Raw genomic sequence first — 17,897 nt, 5'->3', positions numbered from 1 at the left:
ACCGGGCTTTTTTATATCAATCGCGGAAGTTTTTAAACTGGAACGGTTGCCCCAGATCGCCGCCGCGCACCAGCGCCATTACGGACTGGAGGTCATCGCGGGACTTACCGGTCACGCGAATTTCTTCGCCCTGGATCTGCGCCTGCACCTTCAGCTTGCTGTCTTTAATAAGCTTAACGATCTTCTTCTGCACCGCGCTCTCGATGCCCTGCTTCAGCCTGGCTTCAACAAACCAGTTTTTACCGCTGTGCACAAACTCTTCCGGCACGTCCAGAGACGTCCCTTCGATGCCGCGCTTTAACAGCTTGGCGCGCAGAATGTCGAGCAGCTGATTCACCTGGAAATCAGACTCGCTCAGCACCTTAATAGTCTTATTTGCGTCGTTCAGCTCAAACGACGCCTCAACGCCACGAAAATCGAAACGTGACTCAACTTCACGGGTTGCGTTCTCAACGCCGTTGCGAACTTCCTGGATATCAACTTCGGAAACAATATCGAAAGATGGCATCTTTTCTTCTCCCTTCACTTTTGTTGCGTTGCATAATACCCGCTACGAGGCATAACTCAACAGAAGCTTAGCTGTATAATTAAGCTGTAACACCTGGCGCAGTTGCAGGTGAGGAGGAACAATGAAAATTACGGTGCTCGGATGCGGAGCGCTTGGTCAGCTGTGGCTGACCGCGCTGTGCAAGCACGGACATGAGGTTCAGGGCTGGCTGCGCGTGCCCCAGCCCTATTGCAGGGTAAACCTGATTGGTGAAGACGGAAGCATCTTTAACGAATCCCTCACCGCGAACGATCCTGATTTCCTGGCGCAAAGCGACCTTTTACTGGTGACGCTCAAAGCGTGGCAGGTCTCAGACGCGGTAAAAACGCTGGCCGCGCAGCTCCCCCCCACTTCGCCCATACTGCTGCTGCATAACGGCATGGGGACCCTTGATGAGCTGAAAAGCGTCCCGCAGCCACTGCTGATGGCGACAACCACGCACGCTGCACGTCGCGACGGCAACATCATCGTGCATGTCGCCAGCGGCGTGACGCACATCGGGCCCGCCAGAACTCAGGATGGAGATTACAGCTATCTTGCCGATGTGCTGCAGAAGGTGCTGCCGGACGTCGCCTGGCACAACAACATCCGCCCTCAGCTGTGGCGCAAGCTGGCGGTAAACTGCGTAATCAATCCGCTGACGGCGCTGTGGAACTGCCCGAACGGAGAGCTGAAAAATCATCCGCAGGACATTGCCATGCTGTGTGCGGAAGTCGCGGCGGTCGTTGAGCGGGAAGGCCTGCATACCTCGGCCGACGATTTGCGCTGCTATGTCGAGCAGGTCATTGAGAGCACGGCAGAAAACATCTCCTCGATGCTGCAGGATGTTCGGGCATTACGCCACACGGAGATCGACTACATTACCGGCTATCTGCTAAAACGCGCCCGCGCGCACGGTATCGCCGTGCCGGAAAACGCCCGTCTGTATGACCTGGTTAAACGTAAGGAGAGTGAATATGAGCGCGTCAGCACTGATCTGCCTCGCCCCTGGTAGCGAAGAGATGGAAGCGGTCACCACCATTGATTTGATGGTGCGCGGCGGCATTAAGGTCACCACCGCCAGCGTCGCCAGCGACGGTAATCTGGCAATCACCTGCTCGCGCGGGGTGAAAATCCTCGCGGATGCCCCCCTTGTTCAGGTGGCTGACGGCGATTACGACATCATCGTGCTGCCCGGCGGCTTAAAAGGCGCGGAATGTTTTCGCGACAGCCCGCTGCTGGTCGAGACCGTGCGTCAGTTTCATTTATCCGGCCGCATCGTCGCGGCTATCTGTGCCGCAGCAGGAACGGTTCTGGTTCCGCACGATATCTTCCCCATCGGCAACATGACCGGCTTCCCGGGGTTGAAGGATACGATCCCGGAAGAGCACTGGGTGGATAAACGCGTCGTCTGGGATCCGCGCGTCAACCTGCTGACCAGCCAGGGGCCAGGCACCGCGATTGATTTTGGCTTAAAGATTATTGACCTGCTGGTCGGGCGCGAGAAAGCGTACGAAGTGGCGTCGTCGCTGGTGATGCCGGCGGGGATTTATAATTATTACGAATAGGTGTTCTCCCTCTCCCTGTGGGAGAGGGCCGGGGTGAGGGCTTCAGGCCGCACTCCCCGGCAATAAACTACGGGCGATACACCTTCACGTTCGCAAAGCCCTGCTCGCGCAGATACAGCGCCTGCAGGCGACTCATCACCCCGCGCTCGCACCACAGCAGATACGTTTTGCTCTGGTCGAGATCGCCAAACTTGGTGCTCAGCTTATAGAACGGCAGAGAAACCACGTCGACGCCTTCAACCTGAAGCGGCTTGTCATCCTGCTCGTCAATGGAGCGGATATCCAGAATCGCATCGTTAGCGCCGAAACCGCTCACGGTTTCAACTTCAACGACTTCCTGCTCGGTCTGCTGGGCAATCTCGCGGATGTCGATGTTGGATGCTTCCTCCACCACTTTTTCCAGAATGCTGAAATCGAAGTTCTCTTCTTCCGCTTCGATCTTCGCCTTCACCGCCTTCACCGTTGGGCTTTTTGAGATCACGCCGCAGTATTCCGGCATGGTGCGGGCAAAATCTTCGGTGCCGATTTCGCGCGCCAGATCGATGATGTGCTCTTTATCGTGGGAGATCAGCGGGCGCAGGATCAGCGTATCAGACACGTTGTCGATCAGACGCAGGTTGGTCAGCGTCTGGCTGGATACCTGGCCCAGCGCTTCACCGGTGACCAGCGCCTGCACGCCGTAGCGCTCGGCAACTTTGGACGCCGCACGCACCATCATGCGTTTCAGCACCACGCCCATCTGGCCGTCGTCCACTTTTTCGAGGATTTCGCCGACCACAGGTTCGAAGTTGATCGCCACGAAACGCACGCGGTGGGAGCTGCCGAAGCGGTTCCACAGGTAATGCGCGACCTGACGAACGCCGATTTCGTGCGCCGCGCCGCCCAGGTTGAAGAAGCAGTAGTGCACACGGCAGCCGCGACGCATCAGCATATAGCTGGAGACGCCGGAGTCGAAGCCGCCGGAGATCAGGGACAATACGTCTTCCTGGGTGCCAATCGGGAAGCCGCCGATACCTTCATAGCGCCCTTTCACCAGCAGCAGGCGATCGTTTTCGATCTCCAGGTTCACGGTTACGTCCGGGTTGGTCAGACGAACGCGCGCCGTTTCAACGTGCTGGTTCAAACCGCCGCCGACGTAACGTTCCACTTCAATAGAGCTGAACTCGTGCTTACCGCGACGCTTCACGCGCACGCAGAAGGTTTTGCCTTCGATCTGGTCGCGGTACTGCACCAGCGCTTTCTCGAAGATGTCGTGCATATCGCTGAACGGAACATCTTCCACTTCCAGGATATGGTGGATCCCCGGAATACGGGTCAGCGCGTCGCGAATATCCTGACGTTTGTTTTCGTCTTTGGCGCGCACTTCAACGTGGTCCCAGTGGCGCACCACGGCGAGGGTTTCGTCGTAGTGCTTTAATACGTTACGAATGTTCCCGGTGAGAATTTTAATAAAGCGCAAACGCACAGATTGGCTTTTGATGGTGATTTCAGGGAACAATTTAATGATAAACTTCATGGCGGCAATGTTTCTTAGGCAAGCGTATTAAGGCTTGTAATGGAAAAGAGTACAGCAGCCCACACCCGTGGCTGCATCCAGGCGCGCAAGTATACCACCATCGCGCCGCTCCTGTGCACATTGCGCGTTATTTGATAATTGCCCTGAGTCCGTTACCATGTCGGGGCTGAGAATATAAGAGTCAATTCACTATGCCGAAGAAGAACGACGCACCGGCCAGTTTCGAAACTGCGCTGAGTGAACTGGAGCAAATCGTTACCCGTCTTGAGAGCGGCGATCTCCCGCTGGAAGAGGCGCTCAATGAATTCGAGCGTGGCGTGCAGCTGGCGCGCCAGGGGCAGGTCAAACTGCAGCAGGCCGAGCAGCGCGTGCAGATCCTGCTTTCCGACAGCGAAGACGCGAAAACCACGCCTTTTACACCGGACGCCGAGTAAATGGATTTTTCCAACGAGCTTCAGGCGCGTGTCGTACGCGCCAACGACGCCCTGCGCCGTTTTATTGCGCCACAGCCTTTTCAGAACACTCCACTGGTTGAAGCCATGCACTATGGCGCACTCTTGGGTGGAAAGCGCCTGCGCCCGTTCCTGGTCTACGCCACAGGCAATATGTTTGGCATCAGCGACAACACGCTGGACGCCCCGGCAGCCGCCGTGGAGTGCATCCACGCCTACTCGCTGATCCACGACGATCTCCCGGCCATGGACGACGACGATTTGCGTCGGGGTCAACCCACCTGCCATATCAAGTTTGGCGAGGCGAATGCCATTCTGGCGGGTGATGCCCTGCAAACGCTGGCGTTCTCGATTCTGAGCGACGCGCCGATGGCGGAAGTGGCCGACCGCGACCGCCTGGCGATGATCTCCGAGCTGGCGATGGCCAGCGGCGTGGCCGGCATGTGCGGCGGACAGGCGCTGGATCTTGAAGCGGAAGGACGTCAGGTTAATCTGGAACAGCTGGAGCGTATTCATCGCCATAAAACCGGGGCGTTGATTCGTTCCGCCGTTCGCCTGGGCGCGCTGAGCGCGGGTGAACAAGGGCGCAAAGCCCTGCCGATTCTGGACAGATACGCAGAAAGTATCGGTCTGGCATTCCAGGTTCAGGATGACATTCTGGATGTGGTGGGCGATACTGCAACATTGGGTAAACGTCAGGGTGCGGACCAGCAGCTTGGCAAAAGTACCTACCCCGCCCTGCTGGGTCTTGAGCAAGCCCAACGTAAAGCCCGGGATCTGATTGACGATGCCCGCCAGTCCCTAAATGAACTGGCCGCGCAATCGCTGGATACCTCGGCACTGGAAGCGCTAGCGGACTATATAATCCAGCGTGATAAATAAACTATATATCTCGATGAGCCTTTGATGAGTTTTGATATTGCCAAATACCCGACACTGGCGTTAGTTGACTCCACCCAGGAGTTACGTCTGTTGCCGAAAGAGAGCCTGCCGAAGCTGTGCGACGAGCTGCGTCGCTACCTGCTCGACAGCGTAAGCCGCTCCAGCGGCCATTTCGCCTCCGGGCTTGGCACGGTAGAGCTGACCGTGGCGCTGCACTACGTCTATAACACGCCGTTCGATCAGCTCATCTGGGACGTGGGGCACCAGGCCTATCCGCACAAAATTCTGACCGGACGTCGCGATAAAATTGGCACCATTCGTCAGAAGGGCGGCCTGCACCCGTTCCCGTGGCGCGGTGAGAGCGAGTACGACGTGCTGAGCGTCGGCCACTCCTCCACCTCCATTTCGGCGGGCATCGGTATTGCCGTTGCCGCCGAGAAAGAGAACAAGCAGCGCCGCACCGTCTGCGTGATTGGCGACGGCGCCATTACCGCCGGTATGGCCTTCGAAGCCATGAACCACGCGGGCGATATCAAGCCGGACATGCTGGTTATCCTCAACGATAACGAAATGTCGATTTCCGAGAACGTCGGCGCGCTGAACAACCATCTGGCCCAGCTGCTCTCCGGCAAGCTTTACTCCTCGCTGCGCGAAGGCGGCAAAAAAGTCTTCTCCGGCGTACCGCCGATTAAAGAGCTGCTCAAGCGTACCGAAGAACACATCAAAGGCATGGTCGTGCCGGGCACCCTGTTTGAAGAGCTGGGCTTTAACTATATAGGCCCGGTTGACGGCCATGACGTGCTGGGTCTGGTGACCACGCTCAAGAACATGCGCGACCTAAAAGGCCCGCAGTTCCTGCACATCATGACCAAAAAAGGGCGCGGTTACGAACCGGCGGAAAAAGATCCGATCACCTTCCACGCGGTACCGAAATTTGACCCGTCCAGCGGCTGTCTGCCAAAAAGCAGCGGCGGCATGCCGAGCTATTCCAAAATCTTCGGCGACTGGCTGTGCGAAACCGCAGCCAAAGACAACAAGCTGATGGCGATCACCCCGGCCATGCGTGAAGGCTCTGGCATGGTGGAGTTCTCCAGAAAATACCCTGACCAGTATTTTGACGTCGCCATTGCCGAGCAGCATGCGGTGACGTTTGCAGCGGGCCTCGCCATTGGCGGCTACAAGCCCGTTGTCGCTATCTACTCCACCTTCCTGCAGCGCGCCTACGATCAGGTGATCCACGACGTGGCGATTCAAAAGCTGCCGGTACTGTTTGCTATCGATCGTGCGGGCATCGTCGGTGCCGACGGCCAGACGCACCAGGGCGCGTTTGATTTGTCGTTCCTGCGCTGTATTCCGGATATGGTTGTCATGACGCCAAGCGACGAGAACGAATGTCGTCAGATGCTGTTTACCGGCTACCACTATCAGGATGGCCCAAGCGCCGTTCGCTACCCGCGCGGCAATGCGGTAGGCGTTGAGCTGCAGCCGCTGGAAAAACTGCCGATCGGTAAAGGTCTGGTTAAGCGTCGCGGTGAGAAAGTGGCGATCATGAACTTCGGCACGCTGATGCCCGAGGCCGCGAAAGCGGCTGAAGCGCTGAATGCCACCCTGGTGGACATGCGCTTTGTGAAGCCCCTCGATGAATCTCTGATCCTGAGTATGGCTGAGACCCACGACGTGCTGGTCACGCTGGAAGAAAACGCCATCATGGGCGGCGCGGGCAGCGGCGTGAATGAGGTGCTGATGGCGAACCGTAAAGCCGTGCCGGTGCTGAACCTCGGCCTGCCGGATCGCTTCATTCCGCAAGGTACTCAGGACGAAGCCCGTGCGGCGATTGGCCTGGACGCCGCCGGTATCGAAGCCAAAATCCGTACCTGGCTGGACTGACCCCTCCCCCTTTTCCGCTCCTGCTATGCTTAAAGCTGGTGTTTAAACAGCAGGAGCGGAACCGTGCAATACACAACATTAGGAAGAACGGACCTTAAGGTTTCCCGACTTTGTCTGGGATGCATGACCTTTGGCGAGCCCGATCGGGGAAACCACGCCTGGACGCTGCCGGAAGAGAGCAGCCGTCCGATTATCAAACGCGCCATCGAGGGCGGCATTAACTTCTTTGACACCGCTAACAGCTACTCAGACGGCAGCAGCGAGGAAATTGTCGGCCGCGCACTGCGCGACTTTGCCCGCCGTGATGACGTCGTCGTCGCCACCAAGGTCTACTATCCGGTGGGCGATCTGGCTGAGGGCCTTTCTCGCGCGCAGATCCTGCGCTCCATTGATGACAGCCTCAGACGCCTGAACATGGAGTACGTCGACCTGCTGCAAATTCACCGCTGGGATTACAACACGCCGATCGAGGAGACGCTTGAAGCGCTGAACGACGTGGTCAAAGCCGGTAAAGCACGCTACATCGGCGCGTCGTCTATGCACGCGTCGCAGTTTGCTCAGGCGCTGGATCTCCAGGCGCAGCACGGCTGGGCGCGCTTTGTCACCATGCAGGATCACTACAATCTGATTTATCGTGAAGAAGAACGCGAGATGCTGCCGCTATGCCATCAGGAGGGCGTGGCGGTGATCCCGTGGAGCCCGCTGGCGCGCGGCCGCCTGACCCGCCCGTGGGGGGAAACCACGGCTCGCCTGGTATCGGATGAAGTGGGAAAAAATCTTTATGCCGGTACAGAAGCCAGCGATGCGCTGATTGCCGAACGTTTAGCCGGGATCGCCGACGATACCGGTGCAACCCGCGCTCAGGTGGCCCTGGCGTGGCTGCTGGGCAAGCGCGGGGTCGCAGCGCCGATTATTGGAACGTCGCGGGAAGAACAGCTTGATGAGCTGCTGAATGCGGTGGATATCACGCTGACGCAGGAGCAGGTTGCCGAGCTGGAAACACCGTATAAGCCGCATCCGGTGGTGGGGTTTAAATAAGCCCATCTTTTGTAGGCCGGGTAAGGCGAAACCGCCACCCGGCAGTACAGCGCGCACAAACTTACGCGAAGTGATCGTACCCTTTCCAGTCCAGCATAACGGGCGCACCGTCTTTCACAAACTTCAGCCCTTCACTCTCCGGCATGATCTGACCGATGCAGGTAAACTTCGCGCCGAGATGCGCTAACGCCACGTCCAGCGTTCCACGGTTGAGCTCAGGCACCGTGAAGCACAGCTCATAGTCTTCACCACCGGACAGCGCCCAGCGCAGGGCCTGCTCAGGCTCTACATGGCGAAGCAGTTGCTCCGAAAGCGGAAACAGATCCAGGTCAACGCGCGCGCCTACGCCGCTGGCCTTCAGGATATGCCCGAGATCCGAGATCAGCCCGTCAGAGAGATCGATAGCCGAGCTTGCCCGTTCGCGCAGCGCCTGGCCGTGCAAAATACGCGGCGTTGGCCGCAGATGGCGTTTCACCAGATACGCCGCGTCGTCAGCATCTTCAATCGTTAAACGATTCTGAAGGATCGCCAGCCCTGCCGCGCTGTCGCCCGGCGTACCGGTCACGTAGATCCAGTCGCCCGGTTTTGCACCTGAGCGCTTCAGCGCGCGGCCGAGCGGCACGTAGCCATGGATCGCCAGCGTCATCGACAGCGGACCGGCAGTCGTGTCGCCGCCAATCAGCTGCATATCGTAATAGCTAAGCTGCTCAAACAGCGCATCGCTAAAGGCTTCCAGCCAGGCTTCATCCACCTCTGGCAGGGTCAGAGCCAGCGTCAGCCACGCGGGATCGGCACCCATCGCCGCCAGATCGCTGACGTTAACCACCAGGGCTTTATACGCCAGATCGGCAGGATCGATATCCGGTAAGAAATGACGGCCGCACACCAGGGTGTCGGTGCTGATTGCCAGCGTCTGTTTTTCGGGAATATTGAGAAGTGCACAGTCATCGCCAATGCCGGTTTCAACATCAAGACGAGAGGTTCTGACACGGTCGAAATAACGGGCAATCAGGGAGAATTCGCCGCATGCCATACGTTATGCCTCAGCAAATAAAAGAAAAAACCGGAGCCGCACTGCCCGTCAGGCAATGCAGGACTCCGGTTTGCGGATCACTTTTTGTGGGGACGGATCGCAGGTGCTGCTTTATCAAGTACGCCGTTTACAAACTTGTGGCTGTCTTCAGCGCCGAAGGTTTTCGCCAGTTCGATCGCTTCGTTGATGGCCACTTTATACGGCACATCATCACGTTTAGACAGCTCAAACAGCGCGATACGCAACACTGCTTTTTCCACCTGGCCCAGCTCTTCGAGCAGACGGGACAGGTATGGCTTCATCAGGCCATCGAGATACGCGCTATTAGTCGCCACTCCCGACAGCAGTTCGCGGAAGTACAGAACGTCAACGTCTTTTACGTCCTGTTCTGACAGGAACTGGTATTCAACATCAGCGATGTCGTTCTGGGACAACTGCCAGGAGTAAAGTGCCTGGACGGCACATTCACGGGCGCGGCGACGAGCAGCAGGTTTCACGGAATTCCCCTTACAAAAAAATCAGGCCTTGATGGCTTTCAATACATTGATCATTTCAAGCGCGGTCAGTGCAGCTTCTGCACCTTTGTTACCGGCTTTGGTGCCAGCACGTTCGATGGCTTGTTCAATACTTTCGGTGGTCAGCACGCCGAACGCGACAGGAATTTCAGCATCCTGCGCAACGTGTGCCAGACCGTTGCTTGCACCGCCCGCAACGTATTCGAAGTGCGCAGTGCCGCCACGAATAACGGTACCCAGCGCAATCACCGCGTCGTATTTACCGGTTTTCGCCAGCGCGCCCGCCGCCAGTGGCAGTTCGTAAGCGCCTGGAACCCAAACAACGGTAATGTTGTCATCTTTAACCTGGCCGATACGTTTCAGGGCGTCAATCGCACCTTCCAGCAGGCTGTCGTTGATGAAGTTGTTGAAACGCGCAATGGTGATGGCGACGCGAGCGTCCGGGGTAGCTACAGCAGCTTCAATAATGTTCATACTCTTCCTTTACGGGTTCATTTGGCCCCGCAGGGGGGCGGATTTTATCATAATACTTTGCGCACTGCTTCCCTATTTCAGGAGCAATTACGCTGTCGTTAAGTGGAGGCAGACATCCGGGCCTACCGGACGAATCTCGCTAAATTTGAGTTGCGGTGCGTCGGCCAGTTTTTCAAGGCCGGGCAGCACAAACAGCCCGCGCGCGTCGTGACCTAACAGTTTAGGCGCAACGTAAACAATCAGCTCATCCACCAGCCCGGCCTGTAAAAGCGCACCGGCGAGCGTTGGCCCCGCTTCAACCCAGATGCTGTTCACCTGCTGCTTGCCGAGCAGCATCATCAGCACCACCAGATCCAGATGACCGTTATGCTCCGGCACCATAATGCTGCGCACGCCTTCCGGCCATTCGCGCGTATCTTCTTTAGTGCGGGCAATCCAGGTTTCACCCGGCTGCTGGACGATGCGGTGCTCCGGCGTCACCCGGTTCTGGCTATCAATAATAATACGCAGCGGCTGGCGCAGGTTCTCCTGCGGGTACAGCGCCTGAGTATCGGCATTCAGCTCGTCCCAGCGCACGGTCATGGCCGGATCGTCAGCCAAAACGGTTTCACTGCTGGTGAGAATAGCATGGCTTTGCGCGCGCAGACGTTGCACATCGCGCCTTGCCTGTGGTGAGGTTACCCACTGGCTTTCGCCGTTTGCCATCGCCGTACGACCGTCCAGCGAGGCGCCCAGCTTGAGCTGAATATACGGGAACCCCGTGCGCATGCGCTTCAGAAAGCCTTTGTTGATCGCTTCCGCGTCCTGCATCATCAGCCCATGGCTGACGTCGATGCCTTCCTGCTGCAGGCGATACAGACCGCGTCCGGCAACCTGCGGATTCGGGTCCTGCATCGACGCGACCACGCGTGAAACGCCTGCCGCGATCAGCGCTTCGCAGCACGGCGGCGTACGCCCGTGATGGCTGCAGGGCTCCAGCGTGACGTAGGCTGTGGCGCCGCGCGCCTTCTCACCCGCCATGCGCAACGCATGAACCTCGGCATGCGGCTCGCCGGCACGATAGTGAAACCCCTCCCCCACGATCTCGCCATCTTTAACGATAACGCACCCGACGTTCGGGTTGGGATGGGTGGTAAAACGACCGCGCTGCGCCAGCTTCATGGCTCGCGCCATGTAAATCTCATCCTGCATGAGCTTAATCCTGTAAGCGGGCGATCTCTTCGCCAAACTCTTTGATGTCTTCGAAGCTGCGGTAGACCGAGGCGAAGCGGATATAGGCAACCTTATCGAGCTTTTTCAGCTGCTCCATCACCAGGTTACCGATCATTTTGCTCGGCACTTCACGCTCACCCAAACCACGAAGGTAAGATTTTATGTGGTTTAACGCCATCTCAACGTCATCCGCGCTGACGGGACGTTTTTCCAGGGCCTTCAGCATCCCGCTGCGCAGTTTCTCTTCGTTAAACGGCTCGCGCACGTCGTTGCTTTTCACCACGCGCGGCATTACCAGCTCTGCAACCTCAAAGGTCGTGAAACGCTCGTTGCACACCAGACACTGCCGACGACGGCGTACGGATGACCCTTCGCCCACAAGACGAGAGTCGATGACTTTGGTATCCACAGCGGAGCAGAATGGGCAATGCATACGGTATCCCTGTTATGTGGTTAACTAATTTTCATTTTACCCTGATCTGGCCTGACAACAAAGGAAGAGCTTTTTGAGACAAAGGATCTATGTCTGACACGTTGAGGCTGGCTACCATTAAGGCGATCCGTTATTTCAAGGAAATAAACGCAATGACAAGACGTTACCTTAAAATTTTGCTGGTGGGGAGCCTCTTCACCCTTAGCGCCTGTGCACAGCAAACCGAAGTCCGTCAGATGAAACAGAGCGTGAACACGCTCAATGCGGCGATGGACAAACTGAACAAAGAAACGGTGAAGATCACCCAGCAAAACGCGCTAAATGCCAAATCCAGCAGCGGGGTTTATCTGCTGCCGGGAGCGAATACGCCTGCGCGTCTCAATAGTCAGATTGGCACGCTAAAAATGTCTCTGGTGAATGTGGCGGCGAATGCAAATGGTACTCGCGCAACATTACGCATTCAGGGCGAGTCCAACGATCCGTTGCCCGCCTTCAGCGGCACCGTCGAATGGGGACAGATTCAGGGCACCACTGAGAGCTACCAGGAGGTGAATGTTAACAGTCAGCTGTTCACCGCTCCGGCCAGCGTGCTGGCACCAAGCGATGTTAACATTCCGCTGCAGCTTAACGGACTGACTCCGGATCGGTTAGATTTCATCCGCATTCACGATATCCAGCCCGCCGCGCAATAACCCTCCCTTTAGCGGAGTGAAATGTCACTCCGCTAACATTTACATTTCGTATGGATTGGCAACATAAATGATTGCCGCTACAATCCCGCCCGTTTAAAGTACGCAAACGTGAACGCAATCGATTACGCTCGTGAGAGATATGTGAAACAACACATATTTTTGTGAGCAGGGATTCCTATAATAGGCACCGCAGAAACACGAAATATTTAGAAACGCAATTCGCGCATTTTTCACTCCCGGAAGGGAATTTCAATCAGTGGCATGATTATGAAAAAAACATTACTCGCAGCCGGCGCCGTGCTGGCACTTTCTTCCTCTTTCACTGTTAACGCAGCGGAAAACGATAAACCACAATACCTCTCCGACTGGTGGCACCAGAGCGTTAACGTGGTCGGCAGCTACCACACGCGCTTTTCTCCAAAGCTGAACAACGACGTCTACCTGGAATACGAAGCGTTTGCTAAAAAAGACTGGTTTGATTTCTACGGCTACATCGATATTCCTAAGACCTTTGACTGGGGCAACGGCAACGATAAAGGTATCTGGTCAGACGGTTCCCCGATGTTCATGGAAATCGAACCGCGTTTCTCTATCGATAAGCTGACGGGCACTGATCTGAGTTTTGGTCCGTTCAAAGAATGGTACTTCGCCAACAACTATATCTACGATATGGGCGATAACAAAGGCAGCCGTCAGAGCACCTGGTACATGGGTCTGGGTACAGACATCGATACCGGTCTGCCTATGGGACTGTCCCTGAACGTGTACGCGAAATACCAGTGGCAGAACTATGGCGCTTCCAACGAAAACGAGTGGGATGGCTACCGTTTCAAAGTGAAATACTTTGTGCCAATCACTCAGGTTTGGGGTGGCCAGCTGACCTACATCGGCTTCACCAACTTCGACTGGGGCTCAGATCTGGGTGATGACAAGAACCGTACCAGCAACTCTATCGCGTCCAGCCACGTTCTGGCTCTGAACTACGATCACTGGCACTACTCCGTAGTCGCGCGTTATTTCCATAATGGCGGCCAGTGGAAAGGTGGAGATACCGTGAACTGGGGTGATGGTGACTTCACGTCAAAATCAACCGGTTGGGGTGGCTACCTGGTTGTAGGTTATAACTTCTAACCTGTTCGGGACTGTGCGGGCTGATGCCCTCACCCTGACCCTCTCCCACAGGGAGAGGGAACAAATACAAAAAACGGCAACATTCGTTGCCGTTTTACTTTTACCTCGCCGCCGGGCAAAAAAAGCCAGCTCAAGCGCTGGCTTTTTACTGCTTAACCTTCCGCAAAAAATCCGCCAGCGATCTGTCCGCACTCTCGCTAAACCGCCTCTCCGTCTGCACAATATTGAGACAGCGGTCGAGCCGGAAACAGCGATAGTCGTCGCGCCGTTCGCACCACGCCGCCAGCAGCCAGCGCTCCCCCCAGAAGAACAAACCCAGCGGCTGGACCTCGCGCTTTGAGAGCTGTCCGGCTTCATCACGGTAATGCAGCGCCAGCACGCGCTGGGCGGAAATCGCCTGATGAATCCTGTCAAAATCGCTGCGGGAGTGGCTTTGCATGCAAAAATCCGGGGCGTAGATCCGCGTCTGCTCCGCCTTTCGACGACTCTCCTCGGGCAGGATAGCCAGCACCTTCTCCTGAGCCGACTCCAGCTCGCGCGAAAGCGATTCCCCTCCCCAGGTTTTGAGCAGGCGAATCGCGACGATCAGCGCCTCTGACTCCTTATTTGTCAGCATCAGCGGCGGCAGGTCAAAACCCGACATCAGCCGATATCCGCTCCCCGCCTCACCTTCCACCGGCACGCCGGAAAGCGACAGATCGCGGATATCGCGGTAGACCGTGCGCTCGGACACGCCAAGCCGGTCCGCCAGATGCGCTGCCGTTGTCAGACGCCTGCCCCGCAGGATCTGCACAATCTGAAACAAACGGTCAGCGCGTCGGGTCATATCTTATTCCGCTCTCAGGCAGGTTGATGGAGGCCGACGCGGTTACCCTCGCTGTCGGTAAACAATGCGATAGTGCCAATACCATGCGGCAGTTCCAGCGGGCCAAACACGCACTCGCCGCCCGCGGAGGCGATGCGATCGAGCGTGACCGCCAGATTGTCAGTATGCAGGTAAATAATAGCGCCCTGCAAAGACGGTGTAACGCCGTCAAATTTTGCCAGCGCCCCGCCGGTATACGGATCCTCATGCGGGAAAACGGCCAGCTCCGCACAGTCCATTTTCTCGCGACGCAGCGCGAGCTGCATCACCGGTTCATAAAATTTGATGGCGCGATCCATATCCGCGACCGGAATTTCAAACCAGTTAATGACGCTTTTCATACATCCTCCTGCCTGTTGTTTGGGTTCAGAAGGAGTCTACGACAGGGCTCCTGACAGCATACTGTCAGGAGTGTTTGTCAGGAGCAGATAAAAAAAATCCCGGTCAACAGACCGGGATTTCGATAACGCGCTAAAGGTCGCCTTACGGCAGAATGGACGGCTGATCCGCCCCTTCTTTCTCGACTTTCTGCTGGAGCAGGTGCTCGCGCTTCATGCCGAGTTTCAGTGCCAGAGCGGATGCGACGTAGATAGACGACGCCGTACCGATGGTGACACCAATCAGCATGGTCAGCGAGAAGCCTTCCAGTACCGGACCACCGAAGAGGAACAGCATCAGGATCACCATCAAAGTGGTACCGGATGTGATCAAGGTACGGTGCAGCGTCTGGGTCAACGACACGTTAAAGATTTCGTACGGCGTACCGCGACGGATCTTACGGAAGTTTTCACGGATACGGTCAGATACCACGATACTGTCGTTCAGTGAGTAACCGATAACGGACATCAGGGATGCCACAATCGTCAGGTCAATCTCAATGTGGAACAGCGACAGTATGCCCATGGTGATCACCACGTCGTGCGCCAGAGCGATAACCACACCGGCCGCCAGTCGCCACTCAAAGCGGAAACCGACGTACACCAGGATGGAGATCAGCGCTACCAGCAGCGCCATCGCACCGGTCTGCGCCAGGTCAGCACCCACGCTTGGGCCGACGAACTCAATACGCTTGACCGCCGCGTTCTGGCTGGTTGTTTCGTTAATCACGCTAACAACCTTGCTGCCCAGCTCCTGGCTGCCGTTGGCATCGTGCACCGGCGGCATACGCACCATGATGTCGCGGCTGCTGCCGAAGTTCTGCAGCAGCGGCTCTTCAAAGCCCGCTTTCTGCAGAGACAAACGCATCTGGTCCATATCGACCGGTTTTTCCAGGGAGATCTCGATGACCGTACCGCCTGTGAAATCCAGCCCCCAGTTAAAGCCTTTCACGCTCATAATGCCGATGGACAGAATCAGCAGGAAACCTGAAATGCCGAAGGCCCAGTAGTCCCAGCGCATAAAGTCCCAGACTTTACGGCCGTGGTTCAATTGTTCAACAGTATATTCCTGTGCCACAACGCACTCCTCAGATAGACAGCTTTTTGACGCGCTTGCCGCCGTACAGCAGGTTCACGATGGCACGGGTGCCGACAATAGCGGTAAACATTGACGTTGCGACACCGATACCGGTTGTAATCGCAAAGCCTTTGATCGCGCCAGTACCCACTGCATACAGGATAAGAACCTTAATCAGTGTTGTTACGTTCGCATCGAAGATGGAGCTGAACGCGCCTTTATAGCCTTCGTCAATCGCCTGCTGAACAGAGCGACCGTTGCTCAACTCTTCTTTGATACGTTCGTTAATCAGTACGTTGGCGTCGACCGCCACCGCAAGGGTAAGAACGATACCTGCAATGCCCGGCATGGTCAGCGTCGCCCCCGGCAGCAGGGACATAATGCCGATGATCAGCACCAGGTTGGCGATCAGCGCGGAGGTCGCAATCAGACCAAACTTCTTGTAGAAGAAGATCATGAAGAGGATAGAGACCACCAGACCGGCCAGACACGCTTCCAGACCCTGCTGGATGTTTTGCATACCCAGAGTTGGACCAATGGTACGTTCTTCAACAATCTGAATTGGCGCAATCAGCGCACCGGCACGCAGCAGCAGAGAAAGCTGACGCGCTTCGTTCGGGTTGTTGATACCGGTAATACGGAAGCTGTTACCCAGACGAGACTGGATGTTGGCGATGTTAATCACCTCTTCCTCTTTCACCAGCACCGCACGACCGTTTGCATCTTTCTTACCGCTGTCTTTGTACTCCACGAACAGGGTCGCCATCGGTTTGCCGATGTTGTCCTTGGTGAAGTTAGACATGATGTTACCACCCGCGCTATCCAGCGAGATGTTAACCTGCGGCTGGTTGTATTCGTCCTGGCTCGACGTGGAGTCGGTGATGTGGTCACCGGTCAGAATCACGCGTTTGTACAGCACCACTGGCTGACCTTCGCGGGTCTGTTTCACTTCGGAGTCACCCGGAATACGCCCTGCGGCGGCAGCGGACTGATCGACGTTGGAGTTCACCAGACGGAATTCCAGGGTTGCGGTCGCACCCAGAATCTCTTTCGCACGCGCGGTATCCTGGATACCCGGCAGTTCAACCACGATACGGTCAGCACCCTGACGCTGCACCAGCGGCTCAGCCACGCCCAGCTGGTTTACACGGTTGCGCAGAATGTTGATGTTCTGCTGAACGGCATATTCACGCGCTTCTTTCAGACGCGCATCGGTCATCACCGCGCGCAGCTGGTTGCTGCCCTGAGAGGTGATCACCAGGTCACGGTGACGTTGGGTCAGGTAATCTACAGCCTGATCGCGCGCCGCGCTGTCGCGGAACGTGATGCTCATGCCGTAGTTATCTTCTTTACGCACGGTGGTGTAAGCGATGCCTTTATCACGCAGATCGCTGCGCAGGCTGTCGATATTCTGTTCCTGCAGCTTGCCAAGCGCGGTATCCATATCCACTTCCATCAGGAAGTGAACGCCGCCACGCAGGTCAAGACCGAGTTTCATTGGCTCTGCTTTCATCGCAGCCAGCCAACGCGGGGTTGCAGGGGCAAGGTTAAGCGCCACGACGTATTTGTCACCCAGCACGCCCATCAGCGCTTCGCGAGCGCGGAGCTGCGTGTCGGTGGTGTCGAAGCGAGCAAGAATTGCACCCTCTTCCAGAGCCACAGACTTAGCGGTAATTTTTTCTTCTTGTAACGTTTTCTGGACCTGGATCAGCGTTTGCTCACTGGCGGCGACACCGCGCGCGCCAGTGATTTGAACAGCCGGATCCTCACCATACAGGTTGGGAAGCGCGTACAGCAGGCCGACGAGAATCACGACGACCAGCATGATGTACTTCCACAAAGGATAACGGTTTAACACGGCAGTTCCCTTTGGGAAAAGTTGGGATTACAGCGCCTTCATGGTGCCTTTCGGCAGAACGGCAGCTACGAAGTCACGTTTGATGACCACTTCAGTGGTGTCGTTCAGGGCGATAGCAATGTAGCCGTTTTCAGCCACTTTGGTTACGCGACCCACCAGACCACCGTTAGTCAGTACTTCATCGCCTTTCGCAATGGAGTTCATCAGGTTTTTGTGCTCTTTGGTGCGCTTCTGCTGTGGACGCAGGATCATGAAGTAGAAGATCAGACCGAACACAACCAGCATCAGAATCAGAGACATCGGGCTGCCCTGCGCTGGAGCACCTGTTGCCGCTACCGCATCAGAAATAAAAAAGCTCAT

20 protein-coding genes are annotated in these 17,897 nt (G+C 56.5%); 8 read left to right on the top strand and 12 right to left on the bottom strand.

All coding sequences use genetic code 11. The features are described from left to right. Positions 1 to 16: 16 nt before the first annotated feature. The gene (locus NWV12_RS04655; protein ID WP_033144770.1) at positions 17 to 508 is read right to left on the bottom strand and encodes a YajQ family cyclic di-GMP-binding protein; all 492 of its coding nucleotides are present in this window, start codon (positions 506 to 508) and stop codon (positions 17 to 19) included. A gap of 121 nt (positions 509 to 629) precedes the next feature. Here NWV12_RS04655 and panE point away from each other — a divergent pair, with 121 nt between their 5' ends. Continuing rightward, positions 630 to 1,541, top strand: coding sequence for a 2-dehydropantoate 2-reductase (gene panE, locus NWV12_RS04650; protein WP_101744445.1), 912 nt, complete (start codon positions 630 to 632; stop codon positions 1,539 to 1,541). Continuing rightward, positions 1,504 to 2,094, top strand: coding sequence for a protein deglycase YajL (yajL, locus tag NWV12_RS04645; protein ID WP_033144768.1), 591 nt, complete (start codon positions 1,504 to 1,506; stop codon positions 2,092 to 2,094). The genes panE and yajL overlap by 38 nt, the downstream gene beginning before the upstream one ends. Positions 2,095 to 2,161: 67 nt before the next feature. On the opposite strand, the gene thiI is transcribed toward yajL, so the two are convergent. Continuing rightward, on the bottom strand, positions 2,162 to 3,610 hold the full coding sequence (thiI, locus tag NWV12_RS04640; RefSeq protein WP_048978945.1) for a tRNA uracil 4-sulfurtransferase ThiI: 1,449 nt from the start codon (positions 3,608 to 3,610) through the stop codon (positions 2,162 to 2,164). A gap of 191 nt (positions 3,611 to 3,801) precedes the next feature. On the opposite strand from thiI, the gene xseB reads away from it, so the two are divergent. The 4 genes from xseB (at position 3,802) to NWV12_RS04620 (ending at position 7,869) form a co-directional block, all read left to right on the top strand. Continuing rightward, on the top strand, positions 3,802 to 4,044 hold the full coding sequence (gene xseB / locus NWV12_RS04635; protein ID WP_008503331.1) for an exodeoxyribonuclease VII small subunit: 243 nt from the start codon (positions 3,802 to 3,804) through the stop codon (positions 4,042 to 4,044). Then, on the top strand, positions 4,045 to 4,944 hold the full coding sequence (gene ispA / locus NWV12_RS04630; RefSeq protein ID WP_048978946.1) for a (2E,6E)-farnesyl diphosphate synthase: 900 nt from the start codon (positions 4,045 to 4,047) through the stop codon (positions 4,942 to 4,944). Between the two features lie 24 nt (positions 4,945 to 4,968). Then, positions 4,969 to 6,831 carry a 1-deoxy-D-xylulose-5-phosphate synthase gene (gene dxs / locus NWV12_RS04625; RefSeq protein ID WP_033144766.1) on the top strand — a complete coding sequence of 621 codons (1,863 nt, stop codon included), beginning with the start codon at positions 4,969 to 4,971 and terminating at the stop codon, positions 6,829 to 6,831. 63 nt (positions 6,832 to 6,894) lie between these two features. Further along, positions 6,895 to 7,869: an aldo/keto reductase gene (locus NWV12_RS04620; protein WP_048978947.1), complete on the top strand. Its 975-nt coding sequence runs from the start codon at positions 6,895 to 6,897 to the stop codon at positions 7,867 to 7,869. A 61-nt stretch (positions 7,870 to 7,930) separates the two neighbouring features. Here NWV12_RS04620 and thiL read toward each other — a convergent pair whose 3' ends face one another. From thiL to nrdR, 5 genes are all read right to left on the bottom strand, one after another. Next, on the bottom strand, positions 7,931 to 8,902 hold the full coding sequence (gene thiL / locus NWV12_RS04615) for a thiamine-phosphate kinase (protein ID WP_101744444.1): 972 nt from the start codon (positions 8,900 to 8,902) through the stop codon (positions 7,931 to 7,933). A gap of 77 nt (positions 8,903 to 8,979) precedes the next feature. After that, on the bottom strand, positions 8,980 to 9,399 hold the full coding sequence (gene nusB, locus NWV12_RS04610) for a transcription antitermination factor NusB (protein ID WP_006809908.1): 420 nt from the start codon (positions 9,397 to 9,399) through the stop codon (positions 8,980 to 8,982). A 21-nt stretch (positions 9,400 to 9,420) separates the two neighbouring features. After that, the gene (ribE, locus tag NWV12_RS04605; protein WP_006176874.1) at positions 9,421 to 9,891 is read right to left on the bottom strand and encodes a 6,7-dimethyl-8-ribityllumazine synthase; all 471 of its coding nucleotides are present in this window, start codon (positions 9,889 to 9,891) and stop codon (positions 9,421 to 9,423) included. 87 nt (positions 9,892 to 9,978) lie between these two features. Further along, the gene (ribD, locus tag NWV12_RS04600) at positions 9,979 to 11,082 is read right to left on the bottom strand and encodes a bifunctional diaminohydroxyphosphoribosylaminopyrimidine deaminase/5-amino-6-(5-phosphoribosylamino)uracil reductase RibD (RefSeq protein WP_048975541.1); all 1,104 of its coding nucleotides are present in this window, start codon (positions 11,080 to 11,082) and stop codon (positions 9,979 to 9,981) included. 4 nt (positions 11,083 to 11,086) lie between these two features. Further along, a complete protein-coding gene (gene nrdR, locus NWV12_RS04595; RefSeq protein ID WP_008503337.1) occupies positions 11,087 to 11,536 on the bottom strand; it encodes a transcriptional regulator NrdR in 450 nt (149 codons plus the stop codon). A 152-nt stretch (positions 11,537 to 11,688) separates the two neighbouring features. Between nrdR and NWV12_RS04590 the strand changes: the two genes are divergently transcribed. Further along, positions 11,689 to 12,228: a DUF3251 domain-containing protein gene (locus NWV12_RS04590; RefSeq protein ID WP_101744705.1), complete on the top strand. Its 540-nt coding sequence runs from the start codon at positions 11,689 to 11,691 to the stop codon at positions 12,226 to 12,228. A 267-nt stretch (positions 12,229 to 12,495) separates the two neighbouring features. Next, positions 12,496 to 13,359: a nucleoside-specific channel-forming protein Tsx gene (locus tag NWV12_RS04585; RefSeq protein ID WP_028015691.1), complete on the top strand. Its 864-nt coding sequence runs from the start codon at positions 12,496 to 12,498 to the stop codon at positions 13,357 to 13,359. Positions 13,360 to 13,504: 145 nt separating this feature from the next. On the opposite strand, the gene NWV12_RS04580 is transcribed toward NWV12_RS04585, so the two are convergent. The 5 genes from NWV12_RS04580 to yajC form a co-directional block, all read right to left on the bottom strand. Continuing rightward, entirely contained in the window at positions 13,505 to 14,185 is a 681-nt protein-coding gene (locus tag NWV12_RS04580) for a YafY family protein (RefSeq protein WP_039263922.1), read from the bottom strand. A 14-nt stretch (positions 14,186 to 14,199) separates the two neighbouring features. Beyond that, positions 14,200 to 14,565 (bottom strand): VOC family protein, encoded by a 366-nt coding sequence (locus NWV12_RS04575; RefSeq protein ID WP_048975544.1) that lies wholly within the window; start codon positions 14,563 to 14,565, stop codon positions 14,200 to 14,202. Positions 14,566 to 14,707: 142 nt separating this feature from the next. Then, complete coding sequence (gene secF, locus NWV12_RS04570; protein ID WP_023310552.1) at positions 14,708 to 15,679, bottom strand: protein translocase subunit SecF; 972 nt, start codon at positions 15,677 to 15,679, stop codon at positions 14,708 to 14,710. 10 nt (positions 15,680 to 15,689) lie between these two features. Then, positions 15,690 to 17,537: a protein translocase subunit SecD gene (gene secD / locus NWV12_RS04565; RefSeq protein WP_071884810.1), complete on the bottom strand. Its 1,848-nt coding sequence runs from the start codon at positions 17,535 to 17,537 to the stop codon at positions 15,690 to 15,692. Between the two features lie 27 nt (positions 17,538 to 17,564). Beyond that, the gene (gene yajC / locus NWV12_RS04560) at positions 17,565 to 17,897 is read right to left on the bottom strand and encodes a preprotein translocase subunit YajC (RefSeq protein ID WP_003859109.1); all 333 of its coding nucleotides are present in this window, start codon (positions 17,895 to 17,897) and stop codon (positions 17,565 to 17,567) included.

This window comes from Enterobacter sp. Crenshaw (genome assembly GCF_024734705.1).
Taxonomy (GTDB): domain Bacteria; phylum Pseudomonadota; class Gammaproteobacteria; order Enterobacterales; family Enterobacteriaceae; genus Enterobacter; species Enterobacter asburiae_B.
The sequence above is the reverse complement of the archived record's forward strand: the minus strand, read 5'-3'. Positions and strand labels throughout refer to the sequence as shown.